At 32.5% G+C, this 19855-nt stretch carries 20 protein-coding genes; 10 read left to right on the top strand and 10 right to left on the bottom strand.

From position 1 onward, the window contains the following. The first annotated feature begins 14 nt into the window (after positions 1-14). On the top strand, positions 15-3728 hold the full coding sequence (locus B5X64_RS03570) for a metallophosphoesterase (protein WP_079463916.1): 3714 nt from the start codon (positions 15-17) through the stop codon (positions 3726-3728). Positions 3729-3797: 69 nt separating this feature from the next. Here B5X64_RS03570 and B5X64_RS03565 read toward each other — a convergent pair whose 3' ends face one another. The 7 genes from B5X64_RS03565 to ruvX form a co-directional block, all read right to left on the bottom strand. After that, entirely contained in the window at positions 3798-4610 is an 813-nt protein-coding gene (locus B5X64_RS03565; protein WP_079463915.1) for a hypothetical protein, read from the bottom strand. A 40-nt stretch (positions 4611-4650) separates the two neighbouring features. Continuing rightward, a complete protein-coding gene (locus B5X64_RS03560) occupies positions 4651-5520 on the bottom strand; it encodes a hypothetical protein (protein WP_164463453.1) in 870 nt (289 codons plus the stop codon). 4 nt (positions 5521-5524) lie between these two features. After that, entirely contained in the window at positions 5525-6604 is a 1080-nt protein-coding gene (locus B5X64_RS03555; RefSeq protein ID WP_079463913.1) for an FUSC family protein, read from the bottom strand. Then, positions 6605-7372 carry a nucleoside triphosphate pyrophosphohydrolase gene (mazG, locus tag B5X64_RS03550; RefSeq protein ID WP_079463912.1) on the bottom strand — a complete coding sequence of 256 codons (768 nt, stop codon included), beginning with the start codon at positions 7370-7372 and terminating at the stop codon, positions 6605-6607. It lies immediately after the preceding gene. 451 nt (positions 7373-7823) lie between these two features. Continuing rightward, positions 7824-8387 (bottom strand): DUF5606 family protein, encoded by a 564-nt coding sequence (locus tag B5X64_RS03545; protein WP_079463911.1) that lies wholly within the window; start codon positions 8385-8387, stop codon positions 7824-7826. A gap of 67 nt (positions 8388-8454) precedes the next feature. Further along, on the bottom strand, positions 8455-9027 hold the full coding sequence (def, locus tag B5X64_RS03540) for a peptide deformylase (RefSeq protein WP_079463910.1): 573 nt from the start codon (positions 9025-9027) through the stop codon (positions 8455-8457). Continuing rightward, positions 9024-9440, bottom strand: a complete 417-nt coding sequence (gene ruvX, locus B5X64_RS03535) for a Holliday junction resolvase RuvX (protein WP_079463909.1) — start codon at positions 9438-9440, stop codon at positions 9024-9026. The genes def and ruvX overlap by 4 nt, the downstream gene beginning before the upstream one ends. Before the next feature lie 115 nt (positions 9441-9555). On the opposite strand from ruvX, the gene B5X64_RS03530 reads away from it, so the two are divergent. The 3 genes from B5X64_RS03530 to B5X64_RS03520 all read left to right on the top strand — a co-directional run bounded on the left by B5X64_RS03530 (position 9556) and on the right by B5X64_RS03520 (position 12189). After that, a complete protein-coding gene (locus tag B5X64_RS03530) occupies positions 9556-10032 on the top strand; it encodes a SixA phosphatase family protein (RefSeq protein WP_079463908.1) in 477 nt (158 codons plus the stop codon). Continuing rightward, entirely contained in the window at positions 10013-10903 is an 891-nt protein-coding gene (locus B5X64_RS03525; protein ID WP_079463907.1) for an archaemetzincin, read from the top strand. The genes B5X64_RS03530 and B5X64_RS03525 overlap by 20 nt, the downstream gene beginning before the upstream one ends. Before the next feature lie 227 nt (positions 10904-11130). Next, the gene (locus tag B5X64_RS03520; protein ID WP_079463906.1) at positions 11131-12189 is read left to right on the top strand and encodes a T9SS type A sorting domain-containing protein; all 1059 of its coding nucleotides are present in this window, start codon (positions 11131-11133) and stop codon (positions 12187-12189) included. Between the two features lie 59 nt (positions 12190-12248). Here the strand turns inward: B5X64_RS03520 and B5X64_RS03515 are convergent, their stop codons facing one another. Next, entirely contained in the window at positions 12249-13790 is a 1542-nt protein-coding gene (locus B5X64_RS03515; protein WP_079463905.1) for a serine hydrolase, read from the bottom strand. 149 nt (positions 13791-13939) lie between these two features. Between B5X64_RS03515 and B5X64_RS03510 the strand changes: the two genes are divergently transcribed. From B5X64_RS03510 to B5X64_RS03485, 6 genes are all read left to right on the top strand, one after another. After that, positions 13940-14389, top strand: coding sequence for a hypothetical protein (locus tag B5X64_RS03510; RefSeq protein ID WP_079463904.1), 450 nt, complete (start codon positions 13940-13942; stop codon positions 14387-14389). After that, complete coding sequence (locus B5X64_RS03505) at positions 14390-14887, top strand: metallophosphoesterase family protein (RefSeq protein ID WP_079463903.1); 498 nt, start codon at positions 14390-14392, stop codon at positions 14885-14887. It begins immediately after the preceding gene. Between the two features lie 97 nt (positions 14888-14984). Next, on the top strand, positions 14985-15479 hold the full coding sequence (locus tag B5X64_RS03500; protein ID WP_079463902.1) for a Smr/MutS family protein: 495 nt from the start codon (positions 14985-14987) through the stop codon (positions 15477-15479). Between the two features lie 18 nt (positions 15480-15497). Then, positions 15498-16214 carry a DUF3822 family protein gene (locus B5X64_RS03495; RefSeq protein ID WP_079463901.1) on the top strand — a complete coding sequence of 239 codons (717 nt, stop codon included), beginning with the start codon at positions 15498-15500 and terminating at the stop codon, positions 16212-16214. Between the two features lie 71 nt (positions 16215-16285). Continuing rightward, positions 16286-16873 (top strand): RsmD family RNA methyltransferase, encoded by a 588-nt coding sequence (locus B5X64_RS03490; RefSeq protein WP_079463900.1) that lies wholly within the window; start codon positions 16286-16288, stop codon positions 16871-16873. 191 nt (positions 16874-17064) lie between these two features. Then, entirely contained in the window at positions 17065-17685 is a 621-nt protein-coding gene (locus B5X64_RS03485; protein ID WP_079463899.1) for a hypothetical protein, read from the top strand. Between the two features lie 118 nt (positions 17686-17803). On the opposite strand, the gene murI is transcribed toward B5X64_RS03485, so the two are convergent. Continuing rightward, positions 17804-18634: a glutamate racemase gene (gene murI, locus B5X64_RS03480; RefSeq protein WP_079463898.1), complete on the bottom strand. Its 831-nt coding sequence runs from the start codon at positions 18632-18634 to the stop codon at positions 17804-17806. A gap of 65 nt (positions 18635-18699) precedes the next feature. Next, positions 18700-19824, bottom strand: coding sequence for a radical SAM family heme chaperone HemW (gene hemW, locus B5X64_RS03475; RefSeq protein ID WP_079463897.1), 1125 nt, complete (start codon positions 19822-19824; stop codon positions 18700-18702). Positions 19825-19855: the final 31 nt, after the last annotated feature.

The raw sequence follows: 19855 nt of genomic DNA, 5'->3' as shown, positions 1-19855 counted from the left end.
CTTAATGTAAATGTATGAATTTATCCTTTAAATCTTATTTAAAAAAAATATCACCGGCAGGAAAAACTGTTCTGCTTTCGGGACTTCTTTTGTCTTGTGCTACCTACAACGTAAAAAAGGGTAAAAACTTACGTGAGGTATCGCAATCTGAATCAAAAATAGATAGTGATTTTCAGGTTTTCTTGGTGGGCGATGCCGGAAATTCAGAAGAAATTCAGGCGCAGCAAACGTTGAACTTTCTTAAAAATAAGATAGATTCTGCCAACAGCAATTCGATGCTTATATTTTTAGGCGACAACATTTATCCTCTCGGAATGCCGAAAGAAAGTGACAAAGACTATCCTCTGGCAAAAGAAAAAATGGAAAACCAACTCGCAATTACCAAAAATTTCAAAGGTAAAACGCTGGTTATTCCCGGAAATCATGATTGGTATCACGGTTTAGATGGTCTAAAAGCTCAGGAAGATTTCGTGAAAACATATCTGAATGATAAAAAATCTTTTTTGCCTAAAAATTCATGTCCGATTGATGATATTAATTTAACCAAAGACATCAAACTTATCATTATCGATTCTGAATGGGCTTTAGTTAATTGGGACAAATATCCCGGAATCAATAAAGGTTGTGATATTAAAACCAGAGACGATTTTTATACCGAATTCAAAGATTTAATTACAAAAAATCAGGATAAAAGAATTATTGTTGCGTTACATCATCCGGTAATCAGTTCAGGCGTTCATGCCGGATTTAATTCCGCAAAATCTCATCTTTCAGCTTTTAATGGAAAAGTTCCTATTCCTGGAGTTGCCACTGTGCTTACAACATTGAGAAGTTCTTCCGGAGCAAGCATGGAAGACATCAACAACAGACATTATGCAGATTTTGCCAACAGACTAAAAAGTATTGTTCAAGATAAAGAAAATGTGATTTTCGTATCGGGACACGATCATAATCTGCAGTATCATGCAGACAACAATATCAGACAAATCATCAGTGGAGCCGGTTCAAAAACAGATCCTGCTACGATTGTCAACAAAACCGATTTTTCTTACGGCGGAAGTGGCTTTGCTGTTTTAAATCTCAGAAAAGATTTGAGTTCGGATGTAGAATATTTTTCAACAAAAAATAATGAGCTTAAAAAACTAACTCAGATTTCAGTAATTCCTCAGCCTCAGGTATTTGAAAATAATTTCCCAAGCTCGCTTCCTGCAAAATACACAACCACTGTTTACGCTGATAAACTGACTAAAAAAGGGAAAATTTACCGTTGGCTTTGGGGAGATCATTACCGAAAATATTATGCACTTCCGATCGAAGCAAAAACAAAAGATCTTTCGGATATGAATCCCGGTTATTCTCCTTTTAGAGAAGGCGGCGGAAACCAGTCGAACAGTCTTCGGCTGAAAACCAATGACGGACAGGAATTTGTAATGCGCGGAATCAAAAAAAGTGCGGTTCGTTTTCTCAATGCACAAGCTTTTAAGAAAAACGATTTCGGAAACGAATTAAACAATACTTTCCCTGAAAGATTCTTACTCGATTTTTACACGACCAATCATCCTTTCACTGGATTTGCAGTCAATAATATGATCGATAAGCTGGATATTTTTCACAGCAATCCAGAATTATATTACATCCCAAAACAAAAATCTTTGGGTCGCTACAACAAAAATTATGGTGACGAATTATACATGATTGAAGAGCGTTTTTCTTCCGATCCTAAAACTTTGCAGTCGCTTGATAATGCTTCAGATATTGTTTCTACGTCAGATGTTTTGAAAAATATGCGGAAGGACAGTAAATATTCCGTCGAGCAGGATTTATACATCAGAGCAAGAATTTTTGATATGCTGATTGGAGATTGGGACAGACATGAAGATCAATGGAAATGGGCAGAATATAAAACAGGAAATAAGGTTATTTACAAACCGATCCCTAGAGACAGAGATCAGGCTTTCAGTACTTATGATGGCGCTGCATTTACTTTTATTATGAACATCCCGATGATTCGTCACATGAAATCTTTTAAAGATGAAATAAAAAATGTACGTTGGGTCAATATGGAACCTTATCCATTAGATTTAATTTTCCTGAAAGGTTCTACCGAACAGAACTGGAGCGAGCAGGCAAAATACATCCAGACACACCTTACAGATGCAGATATTGATGTTGCTTTTAAAAATCTTCCGAAAGAAGTTCAGGATGAAACGATTGCCGATATACAGAGAAAACTGAAACTCAGAAAAGACAAAATAGAATCTTCTGCAGTTGAATACTATCACATTCTTCAGGAAAAAGTTCCGTTGGTAGGTACTCTCAGCCCAGACAAGTTTGTCATTGTAAAAAATGGAAACTCAGTTGATGTAAAGCAATACAAAATTAATAAAGATAAAACCGAAGAATTGGTTTTTGAAAAAACTTACGACGGAAAAAAGACCAAAGAACTTTGGGTTTACGGATTGGATGATGACGATATTTACGAAGTTTCAGGTGATGGAAAATCAAAGACAAATATTAGATTAATTGGAGGTTATAACCACGATGTTTATAATGTATCCAACGGAAGAAACGTAAAGATTTATGATTTTAAATCTCAGAAAAACACTTACGAAACAAAAGGAGCCACAAAACATATAACCGATGATTATGATGTCAACACCTACAACTGGAAACATCCTAAATATAATTTCTTTGCGGGCTATCCAATGGCAAATTACAATCCTGATGACGGAGTTATTTTGGGACTTGTAGCTAATTTCACGGTCAATAATTTCATTCGTGACCGTTTTACTCAAAAACATAGTTTCAGTGCTAATTTATACACCGCAACAGGAGGATTTAATTTAGGATATAAAGGCGTCTTTAAAAAAGCAATTTTCGGTTGGGATGCAGGAATTGATGCTACACACACCACTCCACATTTTGCAAGAACATTTTTTGGATTTGGAAACGAAACGCAATACGACAAAGATGCTGTTGACAAAGATTACAATCGTGTAAGAATCTCACAGAGCAAATTTGCGCCTTCGATTTCAAAAACAAGCTGGCTCAATCTGAAACATCAGTTCCAGTTGACTTTTGAAAACTCTAAACTACAGAAAAATGATGACCGTTTTGCTGTAGTTTCACCAGATGTAAGACCTGAAGTTTTCGACCATCAACAGTTTGGAGGCGCCAACTATACTTTTAGTTTTAAAAACTTTGATAATAATGCCTTCCCTACTTTAGGGTTAGAATTAATTTTAAATGCAGGCTGGAAAGCTAATTTACAAGAACTTGAAAGAAATTTTGCAAGTTTTCAGGGAAGCATGAGCCTTTTCCACAGAATTGATAAGAAAGGTAAATTTGTTTTTGCTAACTCTACCAATGCCATGGTCATCAGCAATAATAATTTTGAATTTTATCAGGCGGCCGCGATTGGTGGAAACAACGGAATGCGCGCCTACAGAAACGAAAGATTTGCCGGAAAATCATATCTTATCAACAATGCAGAAGTTCGTTGGGATTTTGGAAGAGTAAAAAACAATATCGTGCCTGTCAATATGGGAATTTTAGTAGGATATGACGTAGGAAGAGTGTGGATGGATAGAGAACAATCAAACAAATGGCATCAGGGAGTCGGTGGTGGTTTTTGGATGAATATGCTGGAGTCTTTCTCTGCAAGAATCGATTACTTTACAGGTGAAGATGGTGGAAGAATTTCCGGTGGTGTAGGTTTGAGTTTCTAAAGACGCTTTTTTCTAAATTCTAAAAAATAAATCATAAAAAATCCGCAGAGAATTTCTGCGGATCTTATTTTATAAAGGATGGTATAGTAATACTTGTCCGTTTGAATCGTATTGATAGGTCCAATTGGCACTTTCTTTTCCTGGAGGAAGTTGAACATTACCATTAAGTGGATTCGGTAAGTATTGAATGATTGATTCTATTGCTCTAAAGTTATTGGCAGACAAGCTTTTTTCGTATAAATTATCATTAATCAAAAACATTTTTTTGAATGGGTTTTTAGCATTATCAAAGTCAGAATAATTAGTTATTTTCAATCTATTATTCACTCCATAAGTTTTTTCTAATTTTTCACTTTTTATCAGATTTTTATTTGAATCAAAAAAATACGTGGTATAAATTTCCTTATTTCCATTATAAAAGTTTTCGTAAACAGCTATAGTATTTGCTTCATACATATATGTTTTTGTTATCTCTAATTGTTCTCCAATGTCCACATAATATTGATAATATTCTGATTTTTTAGGCCTACTATTCTCCATCGTATAAACTGTTTTCGTATATGGAGATTCTGAATCTTTAACTTCTACTTGATTATTATTGTATGATAAAGAAATAAATGAGTCAGGATAAAAAATATCAGGCGAAGATAACGTTCCTCCGTTTACTAATTTACCCGTCATTTTTGTTAGATTTCCGTTTTGATAATTAAAAGTATAATACCACGATGGATAAAGTAATGCTAATTTAGGAAACTCCATATAATTCACAAATGCTTTATTTGGTTCTAAATCTTGTAAAACTTGTTGATTTTCAAGAATATCATCCGAATTTGCGCACGAAATTATTCCTAAAATGAATAAAAAATAAAAAAATTTTTTCATGGTTAATTTTAAGAGTACAAAAATAGTTTTTATTTAAAAACTACAAAGTAAATTTATATACATTCCCACCTTCTTTTTTGTCCTTTTCATCGGCAATCAGCAAGGTTTTATCATCAACAAAAACGACAGCTTCTTTTTGTGAATTATGGTTTAAAGGCATTTTCTGAATTTTAGCTGAGTTAAAATCATTTGCCGTAAATCCTGAAAGTACATGAATGTTTTTATGCGTTAAAAGCACAATTTCATTTTTAGAATTAATTGCAGCCGATGTAATGGCAGCATCATTGTAACCTCCTTCAAGCTTTAGTTTTCCAATTAATTTTGCTTCAAAATCACCTTCTTTATTCGGGATCTGGAAAACTAAGAAAGTTCCGTCAAAACCTTTGCTTCTGTTCTTTGTAAACAAATAAAAACTTCCGTCTTTTTCTACAAATGCCTCGCAATCGTACAGTAAATTAGATTTTTTAGGAGGAAATTCAGTCTGTCCTTCATAATGGAATTTAGTCGTCTGAATGACCTTTGTCGATTTCTGAGAATCACTTTTCAGATCTAATTTTAAGATGGAAAGATTTTGTCTGTCGTTTTCATTATTCCCAAAATCGCCAATGTAAATATTTCCGGCAGCATCTTTTGTAATGTCTTCCCAGTCAGTATTTTCAGCATTTTCTACAAGCACGTCATTAACCAATTCTCCTTGTCGGTTGAGTCCGTACACTACATTTTTATTTCCTGCATCTTCAATCGCCCAAATGATTTTCTGGTCTTGTGAAAGAGCAATTCCTGAAACTTCTTTCAGCTTTTTGGGAAGTGAAAATTCTGTTTTTAAATCTTCCTGCGATTTTGTTACCGAATCCTGAGCTTTCGGATTGCAGCTCATTAGCATAAAAGCAAATACAACGAGAATACGCATAATTTTATTTTTTTAATTTTTTAAACTGAAAGAAAGAGTACCTGATATTTTTCTCCAATTGATTAATCATTTGTTGGTGATGGAGAAAAAATCCTGCAGCCAATCCCATTAAACTTCCAATAATAGTGTCGAGTAATCTTGCCTCCATTAAGTTTTCAACCTCATGATGAACAGTACTTCCCACTTCTATTAAAAGTAAAGTGAGCGGTGTAATAAATACAACGGCAAAACCATAATTCCTTACAATCATTAATTCTACAACGAACTGTAAAACTACAATAATTCCTATCATGACAATTTTTTCGGGGTCAAAAAGCAGGATCAGCCATGCTAAACCCAAACCAATGAAAGTTCCGAAGATACGGTGCATATTTCTTTGTCGGACATGTTCGAAATTTCTGCCCTGAATAATCGCTACTGTTGAAATTGAAATCCAATATGTATTTTGAAATTTTAAAAGATGACCGACAATTAAAGTCAGCATCATAATTACGCCTATGATTGTACTTTCAACAAATTTCGTATATCTTTTTTTCTTAAAAACTCTTCGGGGAACATTTACCACTTCACTTTTTTCAACAAAAACAGAATAAAGAAAAGCCAATGAACACGACAAAATAGCGCCCATTGTTACCAAACCAACTCTTATAGGAATCATTTCCAAATCAAACTGATAGGTACTTGCCATCGCCGCCAACATAATAAAGAAAAAATTTCCCGGTGGCGGAATTTTAAAATAAGAAGTAATAAAATGTGACAGAAAAGAAACAATCCCGAAAGATAATGCCGCTGTATAAATATTAAAACTAAAAAATAGGCTGATGGTAAACGAAAATATGATGCCGAAAGCACAAACCGCCAAATGAATCATTCGCTGACTGATTGGTGCTGTGGTAAAATACAATATCGTTAACGCTCCCAAACTCGAAAGACTTCCGTAATTTGGCTTTCCTGAAAACCAGCCTAACAAAAGCGGAATACCAATGCACAATGCAGCCAAAAACGGGAAATGCCATTTTCGCTCGGTTTTCTTCATTTCAATAAGATATTGAAACCGGTTTCTTACAGGATGATCGACTTTCATTTATTCAAAACGTTTTGCTTTTTCCCAGAGAACATCCATTTCTTCCAAAGTTATATCAGCTAATTTTAAATTTGCCTCAGTTGCAAACTGTTCCATTTTCTGAAATCTTGAAATAAATTTCAGATTAGTTCTTTCTAAAGCCGAGTCAGGATTTAAACCTGAAATTCTTGCATAATTGATTAAAGAGAAAAATACGTCGCCCAATTCCTGCTCTTTTTTTTCTGAATCGGTTTCTGCATGAAACTCATTGATTTCTTCATCCACTTTTTTCCAGGCATCTTCAGCATCATGAAATTCAAAGCCAATTCCTTTTACTTTATCCTGAATTCTATAGGCTTTTACCATACTTGGTAATCCTTTAGGAACACCACCCAAAATAGATTTGTTACCTTCTTTCAGTTTTAGTTTTTCCCAATTCTGTTTTACTTCTTCTTCATCTTTCACTTCTACATCTCCATAAATATGAGGATGACGGAAAATGAGTTTTTCATTTAATGAATTGATAACATCAGCAATATCAAAGCTTTCTTTTTCTGAACCTATTTTAGCATAAAAAACCAGATGCAGAAGCACATCGCCAAGTTCTTTTTTAATTTCGGTAAGATCTTCCTGCAAAAGCGCATCCGAAAGTTCGTATGTTTCTTCTAACGTCAAATGACGAAGCGTCTGAAGTGTCTGTTTCTGATCCCACGGACATTTTTCACGAAGGTCATCCATAATATCTAAAAGTCTTCCGAAAGCTTCGAGTTTTTCTTGTCTGGTATTCATAAGTTGTTAATAGTTGATGGTTTTTAGTTGCTAGTTGATGGACGAAAATTCAAAAAATAAAAATATAGTACTAAATGTTACAAAAATTTAGCTGATATTAAAAATTACGATACAGCAAATTTACGGATTAATGTTCTTTTGTTTTTAAAGAAATGTTGGACAATAGCAAAGTCGCAAAGTTTTATATTGATAAGGCGTAAGAAAATCTAAGATTTTCAGTAAACTTTATAAACTGAACTATTAAATTTTATCTCTGATAAAATCCTTGCGCCTTAAAAATCAATGTTTATAAATTAAACTTTGCGCCTTTGCGATTGTCCAACTTTAAACCCAATAATTAGAATATGTACATTCATCAAGCGAAACACCAAAATATTTGCAACCAATATTTAAAAACAAAAAAAACCTCATCATTGCTGACAAGGTTTTATATAAATTAAGATAAACTAAATTATCCCATTTTTCTGTGTGTACTTTTCGTAGCTGCTTTAGCTCCTGTACTTGCTTTTACTTTTGGAGTTGCAGGTTTGTCTGCTTTTGGAGCCGCTTTTTTCGGAGCCGCTTTGTCTGCAGTGATATCACCTTCAGCGCTTTCACCTTCTACAGTTTCCGGTTCTGCTTTTACAAAACTTTCTGGAGTGATGTATCCCGCTTTGTGAAGGATATTGTACCATTGAGCCAATTTCTTAATATCAGAATTGTAAACTCTTTCTGTATCGTAGTTTGGAAGAGATGCAACCATAAATTCAGCCAATTCAGCTTCTGAAGATTTATGATTGATCGTTTCTTTGTAATCGTAGTTTTTAGCAATATTTTCAAAAACCTCAAACAAAGGAACTTCTTTATCAAAAGTAAACATTGCGATATTATCTAACAAGCTTACCTGGCTTGAATTACCGATGCTCACTTTCTTTTTGGTAGTAACTTCTTCAATGATGAATCCGTTTTTCAACTGCGATACCAATTTGTAAAGACCTGGTTTCCCAGAGATTGAAATTATTTTTTCTAACAGCATAATTTTATTTTTTTAATTTCAGTAAAAGCTATAACGCTTTTTATAATAATATATTTCTTAGTTTAAATTATTTTGGAAATCTCATTTTGTAGCCAATAGATACTTCTCCTTGAGTAATTTTTGTAAGTTTTCCTTTTACCAGCTTTTTCTTCAGCGGGCTTAAATGATCGGTAAAAAGGGTACCTTCAATATGATCATATTCGTGCTGAATTACGCGGGCTCTAATATCGGAAAAAGTTTCGGTATGCTTCACAAAATTTTCGTCATAATATTCGATTAAGATTGTGCTTTTTCTTTTCACATCTTCTCTCACATCAGGAATAGAAAGACAGCCTTCGTTAAACTTCCATTCTTCGCCAGATTCTTCAAGAATTTGAGCATTGATGAAAACTTTTTTAAAATCTTTCAACTCTTCAGCAATATCTTCGTAATCTTCATCTTCCGCCAAAGGCGTAACATCTACAATAAACATTCTTATATCTAAACCAATCTGAGGTGCCGCCAAACCAATACCGTTTGCCTCGTACATCGTTTCAAACATATTATCGATCAGTTGTTGCAGATCCGGATAATTTTTATCTATATCTTTTCCTGTTTTTCTCAATACAGGATCTCCAAAAGCTCTTATTGGTAAAATCATCTTGTTCTTTGTTCTAAAAAATTCTGCAATATGATGGTTGCACTTACTTTATCTATTAATCCTTTTTGTTGTCTTTGTTTTTTGCTTTTCCCACTTTGCGAAATAAAAAACGAAGCCATTTTTGAGGTAAACCTTTCATCAAAACGATGAACTTCAATCTGCGGAAATTCTTTTTTAAAGTTTTCTATAAACCCTAAAATATCGGTTTCCACTTCTGAAGCATTTCCCTTCAAGTCTGTTGGCAGACCTACTACAACTTCTTCCACACGGTTTTCAACGACGTATTTTTTCAAAAAATCCATCAGAAAACGTGTTTCCACAGTATCAAGACCACTTGCGATAATCTTCATATCATCGGTTGCTGCAACGCCACAACGTGCTTTTCCGTAGTCTATAGCAATGATCTGTCCCATAAGTCTGCAAATTTAAGAAATTTTACTCATTATATTCCTAACACAGTTTTTTTTATAAATCATGTTTTTTATCCGTTAATTTTTGTTTAATTTTATCTTATCCAAACTCAAGACTATGAAGCAACTCATCCTCGTAAGACATGCAAAAAGTGACTGGCCTGAAGAAACTAGCGACTTCGACAGACCTTTGGCAGACAAAGGTTTGCTAGATGCCCTGAAAATGTCTAAATTTTTGAAAAATAACAGTATCGGTATTGATTATTTCGTTTCAAGCCCTGCAGTAAGAGCTTTATCAACCTGTAAAATTTTTAATCAAACCTATAATCTAACTTTTGGAACCGACGAAAAACTTTACAATCCTTCTGAAAGTAATTTTGAATCTGTTATTTATGATTTAAATGACGATTTGAATTCTGTTGCGTTTTTCTCCCATAACAATGGCATTTCCAATTTTGCAAATTCTATTTCTGAGGATATTTTTCATTTTCCGACTTGCGGTGTTGCAGGCTTTCAAATTGATTGCGATTCTTGGTCGCAATTTGATGGAGCCAATAAAAAGCTTCTTTTCTTTTATGAGCCCGGGAAAATTTAATTCGTTTATAAATCTAATTTATTTACCTCTTCTCATCTTTCTTTTTTCATGTCAAAAGAAAGAATTATCTTATTTTGAAAAGATTGCATTTAATGACGAAGCATTAAAAAATCCTACACAAGAAGAATGGAGATACAATAAAAAAGAAAGTTTTCAGACATTTCAAGACTTTCAAAAATTAAAAAAGATAAAACCGGAAGAAGGAAAGAACATAATTTACCTTCAGCCCATCGGTGAATTTAATATCCTGCAGAAAAAACAAATTGAGTTAACGAAACAATATTTAGCCAAATACTTTCAGTTGGAAACTAAGATCTTGCCCACTTTATCTAATACTATTTTTCCAAAATCGGCCAAAAGAATTAGAAGCAATAATCAAGAACAAATTTTGGCGACTTATCTATTAGACAGTATTTTAATAAAGAAAAAACCTAAAGATGCCGTTGTTTTAATGGGAATTACGGAAAAAGACCTTTTTCCAAGTCCTGAATGGAATTATGTTTTCGGGCTTGCTTCCTACGAAAATGGAGTTGGTGTAACTTCGATGTTCAGATTTTACGATGGAAATTTAACAGAATCAAACTTTAATAAAAGCCTTGAAAGATTACTGAAAATAAGTTCGCACGAAATTGGTCATATGTTTGGAATAAGCCATTGCCTGAATGCAAATTGCGTAATGGATGGAACCAATAATCTTACCGAGACAGATTCTCATTTTGCAAGAGCCTGCTCTCTTTGCCAACAAAAGTTGAATTCAAGTTTAAAATATGATAATCAAAAACGTTTGACTGAGTTAAGAGATTTTTTCGAAAAGCAAAATCTTAATAGTGAATTTTTAAGAGCAGAAACTGATTTTAAAATTTTAAAATAGTTTTTATCCTGCTCCCATCTTTTATTCTAAAACTGGATGGGAACCCAAAATTATTGAGTTTATTTTATATTTATTTTTTAAAAACTGATTAATAACAACATTTTTATTTTGTTATTTCTCTTTCTTTAAATGCAACCGAATGCGCATTTTTCCTTTGTGGATAAAACAATTAAATTTGTCTAAATTTTATTTATTCTAAATAAAACAAAGCTTAAAACTCTATTATTATGTACAGACAAATTTATTTACTGTTTGCTTTCTTTTTATTATTGGGAAGCAATGTTTATTCTCAAGCTTCAATAAGCGTATTCCAAGACAATTTAACAACTCCCAATCCTATGATCACAGATGGTAATGACTTGTATATTGGTTATTATTATTCAGACAAAGTTGTGAAATTTGATCTTACCAATCCAAATACTTCTCCAGTTGATATAGCAACGGGAGTAAACAGACCTTATGGATTAGCGATAAAAGATAATCAACTTTATATTTCAGAATTCGGAGGTAACAAAATTTCTAAAATTGACCTTTCAAACACAGGTATTGCTCCTGAAACTGTAATATCAAACATAGACAGTCCTATTGGTCTTGAGTTTATTGGAAACGAACTGTACGTAGCCCTTGAAGGGGAAAACAGAGTCATCAAAATAGATGTCACCCAAGCTTCTCCTCTACCAACAACAGTTACCAATGCTTCAAGTCCTTTTGAAATTGAGCTTGTTGGCGATCAACTTTATATTTCCGAGAGATTTGAAGGAAAAATTGTAAGATTTGACATGAACAACAGTTCTGCGACCAGTGAAGTTGTCGCTCAAGGATTAAGCTATCCTTCAGGTCTTGCCTCACATGGAAAACAATTATATGTTGCAGAAGCTGGAGCTTCAAAAATTTCAAAGATCAGTACTTCAGTTACAAATCCTACGGTTTCTGACGCAGTAACATCAAGCCTGTTAAGTTACCCTTCTGGATTGTTAATGCATAATAACATGATGTATATTACAGATTTCTTTGCCAACGCAGTATATAAAGTCGACTTAGCAACTTTATCTGTTTCAGAATTAAATGCAACGGGTAGTAAAAGTTTGAAAGTTTATCCAAATCCTGCAACTGACAAACTAAATGTTTACAATTCAAACTCAAAAGAATACAAAATATTTGATATGACGGGCAGAGTAGTAAATTCAGGTATATTAGAAAGAAACTCCATCAACGTAAACCATCTTTCTTCAGGAAATTACATTCTGAAAACAGGAGAAACTACTACGAAATTCATAAAAAAATAATTGAATTAAAAATAAAAGAGGCTGTTTTTCGCAGCCTCTTTGTAATATTTCTATGTTGATTATTTCCTTTTCAAATCAAGATCATCAAAATCAAAACTAAAATCTGTAATATCTGAAATCGCTTTCATTTTTGCAGATTCTGCTTTTCCGTTTTCATCATAACTAAAAATAAGATAAGCATCGGCATCATAGCTTCTGTCGTCCCATTTGATGATAAAAGTATTGTTTGAAAAAGGAAGCAATTCACCTTTTAATCTTGGGGAATTTTTACAAGAAATTCTGTAAGTATTTCCCTGTTGAGCAATTTCTACATCACCAAACCATTGGTCATTGTATTTTCCTACAAACTGCTCAGCTTTAGGCTGAAGATTTTTATCTTTTTTGAAAGCATCAGACTTTGCAAAAGCTTCTTTCTTTTGTTTATTGTATTCAGCTTCTACTTTCTGCATTCTGTCACCGTAGGTTTTCAGCCAATTTCTATCGGCAATTCCTAAATAAGAATCTTTCACCGTATTGGTAATTGTGTTGAAAGCTGCTCCAGACTGTTGATTCGTTAAAACCACAATTCCTAATTTCATATCCGGGATTAAAGTGAACTGAGTTACTGTTCCAATCAATCCACCGGTATGTTGTACTTGTTTATGACCTTTCACATCACTTAAAAACCAGCCTAAACCGTATCCGTAAAAACTTGTATCGTAAGGATTTTTCATTGCCACTCTATCAGGAATCTGTAAACTCCAAAGCTGTTGAATATTTTTATCTGTAACTAATTTTTTGCCGTCTTTCGTTGTGAATCCATTTAAAAGAAATTCTGCCCAAATCGTCATATCTTTAATATTACTCATAATCCCACCTGCGGCATTTCCCGTTTCATTCCAATCATGAGGAACTGCAATTGCTTTTCCATCAACCGGAGCATGCGCATCAATTTTATTAGCAACTGCTTTTGCTCTGTTGTAACTTCCGAAGCTTGAATTCATTCCTACCGGCTTCATAATTCTTTGCTCGATAAAATCTGCCCAACTTAACCCTGAAATTCTGGTAATAACTTCTCCGGCAACAATAAACATGATGTTATTGTAATCTAAAGTCGTTCTGAAAGGATTTTCGGGCTTTAAATATCTTACATTATGCACAATATCATTCACCGTAAGATTTCCACCTTCTGGAAAAAACATCAAATCTCCCTGTCCCAAACCTAATCCAGCTCTGTGCGTAATCAAATCCTTAATCGTTACATTTTGAGAAACATACGGGTCATACATTTGAAATTCAGGAATATATTTTGAAACTTTATCGTCCCAGTTCAGTTTTCCTTCATCAGCTAAAATTGCCAAAGCAACACAAGTGAAAGCTTTAGAATTAGAAGCAATACCCACCAAAGTTGTGTCATCCATTGGTTGTTTCGTTGTTAACGAACGTACTCCAAAACCTTTTGAGTAAATCATTTTACCGTCTTTGATAACACCAACAGACATTCCGGGAACATCAAAAGTTTTTAAAGTATTCTGAATGAGTTCGTCCAATTTTTTCTCTTCAACCTGTGCAAAAGAGATGAAAGAAACTAAAAGAAAGAATAAAGATAAGTTATGCTTCATTATTTTTAAATTTTCCCAAATTTAATCAATTCAGTATAATTAAATTCTCATTTCATCAATACTTAAAATTTAATAAAAATAAATTGCTACTATAAAAAAACTGATTATAACAATTAGCATTTTTATATTTGCAAAAAATAAACATTAAAATGATTATAAAAAAATTATTGACGTTCTCATTATTAGTACTGAGCTTTAATTTTTATTTTACTCAGGAAGTCGAGATTAAAGATGACAAAGTTTTGCTTGACGGAAAACAGATCTTGAAAGCAGAAAAAATCAATATGGTTGAATATTCATTTTACAATTTGAAAAGTGACGATGAAATATTGCTTTACAGGCAGATGAATAATGAAACATCAAGATATCAAGATGATGATTATTATGTACTGAATTTTCTGACCGAAAAAGTAAAAGTAGAATCTAATGATTTTTATAAAATTGCAAGTTTTATGAATTCTAAAAAGTCTATGGAAAAACTTATAAAATGGCTTTTGAAAGAAAGAGTACTTACAAATGATGGAGAAATAAATCCTGATTGTCTTGCAATTTTCAAAGAAAAATACGATCAAAACATTACTGAAAGAACAATAAGATAAATGACCAAAATACTTCTCCTCTCAGATTCTCATTCCTATATTGATGACCGAATTTTAGATTATGCAAAACAAGCTGATGAAATCTGGCACTGCGGAGATTTTGGAAGCTTTGAAATTATCGAACAGCTTGAAAAAATTAAACCTTTAAAAGGGGTTTACGGAAATATCGACGGAACAAAAATCCGTTCTGAATTTCCTGAAGTAAATCGCTTTTTTTGTGAGAATGTAGAAGTTCTAATGATTCATATTGGTGGTTATCCCGGAAAATATACGCCTTTAGCTAAGAAAGAGATTTCAGAAAAAGCTCCAAAATTATTTATTTCAGGACATTCTCATATTTTAAAAGCAATGTATGATGACAAAAATAAATTGCTGCATCTGAATCCCGGAGCCTGCGGAAAACAAGGTTGGCATAAAATGAGAACGATGATGCAGTTTGTAATTGATGGAGAAGAAATAAAAGATTTGGCAGTGATTGAATTAGGACCAAAAGTTTAATTTTAAAACACAAATATCACGAATATTTTTCACTAATAACACTAGAAAATTGTGAAAATTCGTGCTAAAAATTTGTGCAGATTAGTGTTTAAAACATATGAAAATTGGCAATAAAGTTTCGGTGGTAGATGAAGATTTAAGCGGAGTGATTACTTCGGTGAATGGAAATATTGTGGTTTTTAAAGACGAATACGGTTTCACATACCAATATCCGAAAGAAAAACTGGTTCCGAAAGATGCTGAAATCTATGAAAATATTAAAATCATAAAAAAAGCAGAACCGAAAAAAATAATTTCTAAAAAGCATGATAAAAATCCTCTAATTCTAGATTTGCATTTTGAAAATCTTGTTAAAAACCCTTATGATTACGATAGTTTCGAAAGATTATTTCTTCAGAAAGAAAAATTAATTCAAACCATCAGTTTTTGCAGAAAAAATCATCTTAAAAGGCTCGAAATTGTACACGGAATTGGTGATGGCACTTTGCAACGCATGGTTTTTGACGTTCTTGAAAGTCAAACAGGTCTGGATTTTTACAATAAGGAAATACTTCATCATCAATCGGGTGCGGTAATGGTAGAATTTCACTAAATTTGCAACAATTGTAATATGAGCGTACTAAATTTACTTTTTACCAAAGACGGACTCGTCTACCAAATTATCAAAAACAAAAGTGTTTTGGAGGAAAAGTCTTATTTCGTAGATGAAGAATCTCCGAAGAATTTTATCGCAGGAAAGCTAGAAGATATCTTAATTAAACAAAGATATGATGAAGTTTCTGTGGTGTCTGCACTGAATCATTTCACATTAATGCCTGAGGGTTTTGAAAGTCACGATTCGGGATATGACCTCATTGCTTTTAATGCACCTGTAGATAAAGAAAATGAAGAACTGATGCTTTCTGTAAACAAAAAATTTAAGCTACAGTTTTACTATACCTTTCCCAGAGAATTTTATCAGAAAATAAAAGACCTTTCAATCCCTATAAAGTTTAATTTTTCGGGAGAAAAGTTTTTAAACTCAATTAATAATAAAAATAATAAAGAAATTCATATTAATCTTTATCACAATCAATGTGAGTTTTTTGCGATTTCGAATAAAAAAATAATTTTATACAACAATCTGGATGTCAATTCGGAAGTAGATTTTCTTTATTTTGTAATGTTTACCTTAAGTAAAATTGGTTTTGGAATCAACGACACCAATTTTTATGTATATGGCGAAACTACAGAAAACGAAACATTCATCTCTGAACTTCAGAAATTTGTAAAGAATCTGAAAGTTGTTTTTGATAATATCCCAAATAAGAATTTCATCCTTAATTAGGTTATAGGTTGCAGATTTTAAGATTTAGTTTCTACTGCTGCCTTTCACCTCTTATCTAAAACCTAAAAAAAATGTACAGAATAATTTCCGGTAAATGGAAAGCCAAAAAAATAGCCGCTCCCAAAAACTTTGATGTAAGACCAACCACCGATTTTGCTAAAGAAGCCCTTTTCAGCATTTTGGAAAACACTTACGATATGCAGTCGATTTCAGTTCTTGATCTTTTCGCAGGAATTGGGTCTATTACTTTTGAATTTGCGTCGAGAGGTTGTCAAGACGTGACTTCGGTAGAAATGAATCCTAAACATACTTCTTTTATCAACTCAACAGCATCAGAATTAGACATGAGCTTACAAGTGAGTACGCAACGTGGTGATGTTTTTGACTGGCTAAAAAAGTTTAGAAATAATAAATCTTACGAGATTGTTTTTGCAGATGCTCCGTTTGAAACCGAAGAAAAAAAATACCATGAATTGCTTTCTTTAGTTTTAAACAACAAATACCTAAAACCTAACGGAATTCTAATTGTAGAGCACCAAAGCAGATTAAACCTAGATCATCCGAATTATAAATTCACCAGAAAATACGGAAATGTAAGTTTTAGTTTTTACGAACCTAATCCGCAAGTTGAAACAGAAATCAACGATACTACAGAATAAACAAAAGGCTCGATTGAGTCTTTTTTATTTTTATAATAAAATATTCTATAAATTAAAATTTAATCAACTATTTCTTAATCAGTCATTACTTTTCAATGCTAGCAATTTAGTTTGCTCAACAATTTTTTATACTCTTCATTTTTTAAATAATTTGTAAAAGTAATTCTAAATCACTCCTTTCTCCACCAACAATGAAAAACAATAGAGTTTTAACTCAGAATTTATTAATGCTAAAAAAAAGTATTTCATTTTTACTACTGCTTATTTCAGCTTTTTTATATAGTCAACAGACTGATTTTGAGGTAAGGTTTGTAATTGAAAAAGGGAAGTTCATTTTTGACAAACAAGGATATTTAGAATATAAAAAAGAATCTGACCAAGTTGCGAAATCATTAAAGATGATCGACAGTTTAAAAAATGTTGGTAACAATGGCTATTCTTTCATAGATGACCGAATTTTGGAATATCCTATATTTGACAGTGCGACTATACGTTTTAAAAATAAATTAATTGAAAAAATAAAAGTAAACGCAAAAACTAAAGGTGGAGAAAACATTTTTTCGCTTGTAATTGATGAACAAGGTAAACCCGTAAAGTTGTATGCAAATAAATTACTCGATAAGAATATATTCAGACAAATAAGAAAAGTTGTATTCTCCAGAGAATTCAATAAATGGAAACCTGCAAAATTTTATGGGGTAAAAGTTAAATATATTTTCAAATTTAAAATTATTACAGATAATGATTTTAATAAATATAATATGAAAAATTCTTGGGCGATGCCTCAAGATAGTAATCTAACTGATTTTTAAAATCTAATAAGTTAAATTTCACTTGGCTTTCCTACGTTCGAGTTTTACATGTAAATAAATAGCTGAAAATAACGTTAATACGAATACAAAAAAAAAGACTCAAATTGAGTCCTTTTTGTTATAATACTTTCAGTTCTAAGTCTATTGTTTTACCAAAGAATTTTTTAGATATCTTTTCAAAATTTTTGGTAATATCAGAAAGGTAAAATTTATAATTCGGCTTCGGATTATTATCATTCAAAAGATGATATTTATCTAAAATAATCGTCAAATGATTCGCTACAATATTCGGTGAATCTATTACACGAACGCGGTTTCCGTAATATTGTTTGATTTCGTCAATCAAAAGAGGATAATGGGTACAACCTAAAATCAGTGTTTCAATATTTTTCAATTTGGCATTACTCAGATAATTATAAATGATAGAATGTGTAATCGGATGGTTTTTAAAACCTTCTTCAATCGCAGGAACCAAAAGCGGAGTCGCCAATTCATCCACTTTAATAAACTTATTATGCTTACGGATGCTTTTCTTGTACAAACCAGAATTTACCGTCGCTTTGGTTGCAATAACCCCTACATTATTATGAAGTTCATACGCCACTTTTTCAGCAACAGGATTAATAACATCAATTACAGGAACTTTTCCTGCAACTGAATTCATCACCTCCTTCAATGCATTTGCTGTAGCCGTATTACAGGCAATTACAATGGCTTTACAGTTTTGCTCTAAAAGGAAATTAGAAATTTTCGTAGAATATTCTATAATCGCTTCTTTAGACTTTTCACCGTAAGGAAGGTGCTTTGTGTCCCCAAAATAAATAATATCTTCATTTGGAAGAAGTCTTTTTATTTCTTTAGCAACCGTTAAACCTCCCACTCCACTATCAAAAATCCCGATAGGCTGCTTTGGCGAAAGATGCGAATAGTTTTGTTTTTTAGTTTTCAAACGATGCGAAATTTAATACAAAAATACTTAAAGATTTTAAATTTTTGATTTTAGATTTTAGATTTTTAAACCTGAAACAAATCAGAAGCGATTCCGTCTGCCATAAACCAATGTTTTTCAGGAATTTTAAGGTGTTTATTTTCAATTTTCAAAATACCTTCTTCTATTTTATATTGAATCTCTTTATTAAATTTGTCTAAAATATTTTCAGAAAATTTTTGATTTAAACTATCTAAATCTATCCCCCAAATCGTTCTTAAACCGATCATAATCATTTCATTAAACTGATCTTGCTGTGAAAGAATTTCGGTTTCTTTGGCTAAAATATTTGAATTTAATTTTTTGATGTATTGTTGATTGTTGGCAACATTCCAACTTCTTACATCATTTCCGTTGTAAGAATGTGCGGAAGGACCAATCCCCAAATATTCCTGATATTTCCAATACGCAGAATTGTGTCTTGAATAAAACCCTTCTTTTGCAAAATTGGATACTTCATAATGATCAAAACCATGATCTTTTAGAAAATCGATCATGTAATAAAACTCCCGGTTCTGCTCTTCTTCTTTGGGTTTTAAAACTTTCCCTTTCGAAACCCAATTTTCTAAAGTCGTTTTCGGCTCTACCGTTAAAGCATAAGACGAAATATGTGGAATTTCAAGCGCAATGGTTTTATTTAAATTCTCCTTCCAGATCTCCAGATTGGAAGTTGGTGAACCGTAAATTAAATCAATACTTAAATTTTCAAATCCGAAATCCTGCGCTCTTTTAATTGAACCTTCTGCTTCGGATGCATTATGCGCACGATTCATCAGTTTCAAATCTTCATCAAAAAAACTCTGTGTTCCGATAGAAAGCCGATTAACCGGAGAACTTGACAATCCTTTTAAAAACTGAGCATTTAAATCATCGGGATTAGCTTCTAAAGTAATTTCAATATCATTATTAAAACTAAAATGTTTTAAAACTTCATCAATTAAAGACTTAATTTCATCCGCAGAAAGTACAGAAGGTGTTCCTCCACCAAAGTAGAGAGATTTTAAGTTTTTATTCTGAAGTTCGTCTTTTCTAAGGAAAATTTCCTTTTTCATCGCATCCAGCATTTCATCTTTAAAATTCAAAGAAGTGGAAAAATGAAAATTGCAATAGCTGCATTTTTGTTTGCAGAAAGGGATGTGAATGTAAATCATAAAAAAAGCCCTGAAAAATTTCAGAGCTCAA

The organism is Chryseobacterium balustinum (assembly GCF_900168205.1).
Lineage (GTDB): Bacteria > Bacteroidota > Bacteroidia > Flavobacteriales > Weeksellaceae > Chryseobacterium > Chryseobacterium balustinum.
This window is presented reverse-complemented; position numbering and strand designations above follow the sequence as displayed.

Coding starts and splice junctions, on each gene's coding strand:
- B5X64_RS03570 (WP_079463916.1), top strand. CDS start 15: ATGAATTTATCCTTTAAATCTTATTTAAAAAAAATATCACCGGCAGGA.
- B5X64_RS03565 (WP_079463915.1), bottom strand. CDS start 4,610: ATGAAAAAATTTTTTTATTTTTTATTCATTTTAGGAATAATTTCGTGC.
- B5X64_RS03560 (WP_164463453.1), bottom strand. CDS start 5,520: ATGCGTATTCTCGTTGTATTTGCTTTTATGCTAATGAGCTGCAATCCG.
- B5X64_RS03555 (WP_079463913.1), bottom strand. CDS start 6,604: ATGAAAGTCGATCATCCTGTAAGAAACCGGTTTCAATATCTTATTGAA.
- mazG (WP_079463912.1), bottom strand. CDS start 7,372: ATGAATACCAGACAAGAAAAACTCGAAGCTTTCGGAAGACTTTTAGAT.
- B5X64_RS03545 (WP_079463911.1), bottom strand. CDS start 8,387: ATGCTGTTAGAAAAAATAATTTCAATCTCTGGGAAACCAGGTCTTTAC.
- def (WP_079463910.1), bottom strand. CDS start 9,027: ATGATTTTACCAATAAGAGCTTTTGGAGATCCTGTATTGAGAAAAACA.
- ruvX (WP_079463909.1), bottom strand. CDS start 9,440: ATGGGACAGATCATTGCTATAGACTACGGAAAAGCACGTTGTGGCGTT.
- B5X64_RS03530 (WP_079463908.1), top strand. CDS start 9,556: ATGAAGCAACTCATCCTCGTAAGACATGCAAAAAGTGACTGGCCTGAA.
- B5X64_RS03525 (WP_079463907.1), top strand. CDS start 10,013: ATGAGCCCGGGAAAATTTAATTCGTTTATAAATCTAATTTATTTACCT.
- B5X64_RS03520 (WP_079463906.1), top strand. CDS start 11,131: ATGTACAGACAAATTTATTTACTGTTTGCTTTCTTTTTATTATTGGGA.
- B5X64_RS03515 (WP_079463905.1), bottom strand. CDS start 13,790: ATGAAGCATAACTTATCTTTATTCTTTCTTTTAGTTTCTTTCATCTCT.
- B5X64_RS03510 (WP_079463904.1), top strand. CDS start 13,940: ATGATTATAAAAAAATTATTGACGTTCTCATTATTAGTACTGAGCTTT.
- B5X64_RS03505 (WP_079463903.1), top strand. CDS start 14,390: ATGACCAAAATACTTCTCCTCTCAGATTCTCATTCCTATATTGATGAC.
- B5X64_RS03500 (WP_079463902.1), top strand. CDS start 14,985: ATGAAAATTGGCAATAAAGTTTCGGTGGTAGATGAAGATTTAAGCGGA.
- B5X64_RS03495 (WP_079463901.1), top strand. CDS start 15,498: ATGAGCGTACTAAATTTACTTTTTACCAAAGACGGACTCGTCTACCAA.
- B5X64_RS03490 (WP_079463900.1), top strand. CDS start 16,286: ATGTACAGAATAATTTCCGGTAAATGGAAAGCCAAAAAAATAGCCGCT.
- B5X64_RS03485 (WP_079463899.1), top strand. CDS start 17,065: ATGAAAAACAATAGAGTTTTAACTCAGAATTTATTAATGCTAAAAAAA.
- hemW (WP_079463897.1), bottom strand. CDS start 19,824: ATGATTTACATTCACATCCCTTTCTGCAAACAAAAATGCAGCTATTGC.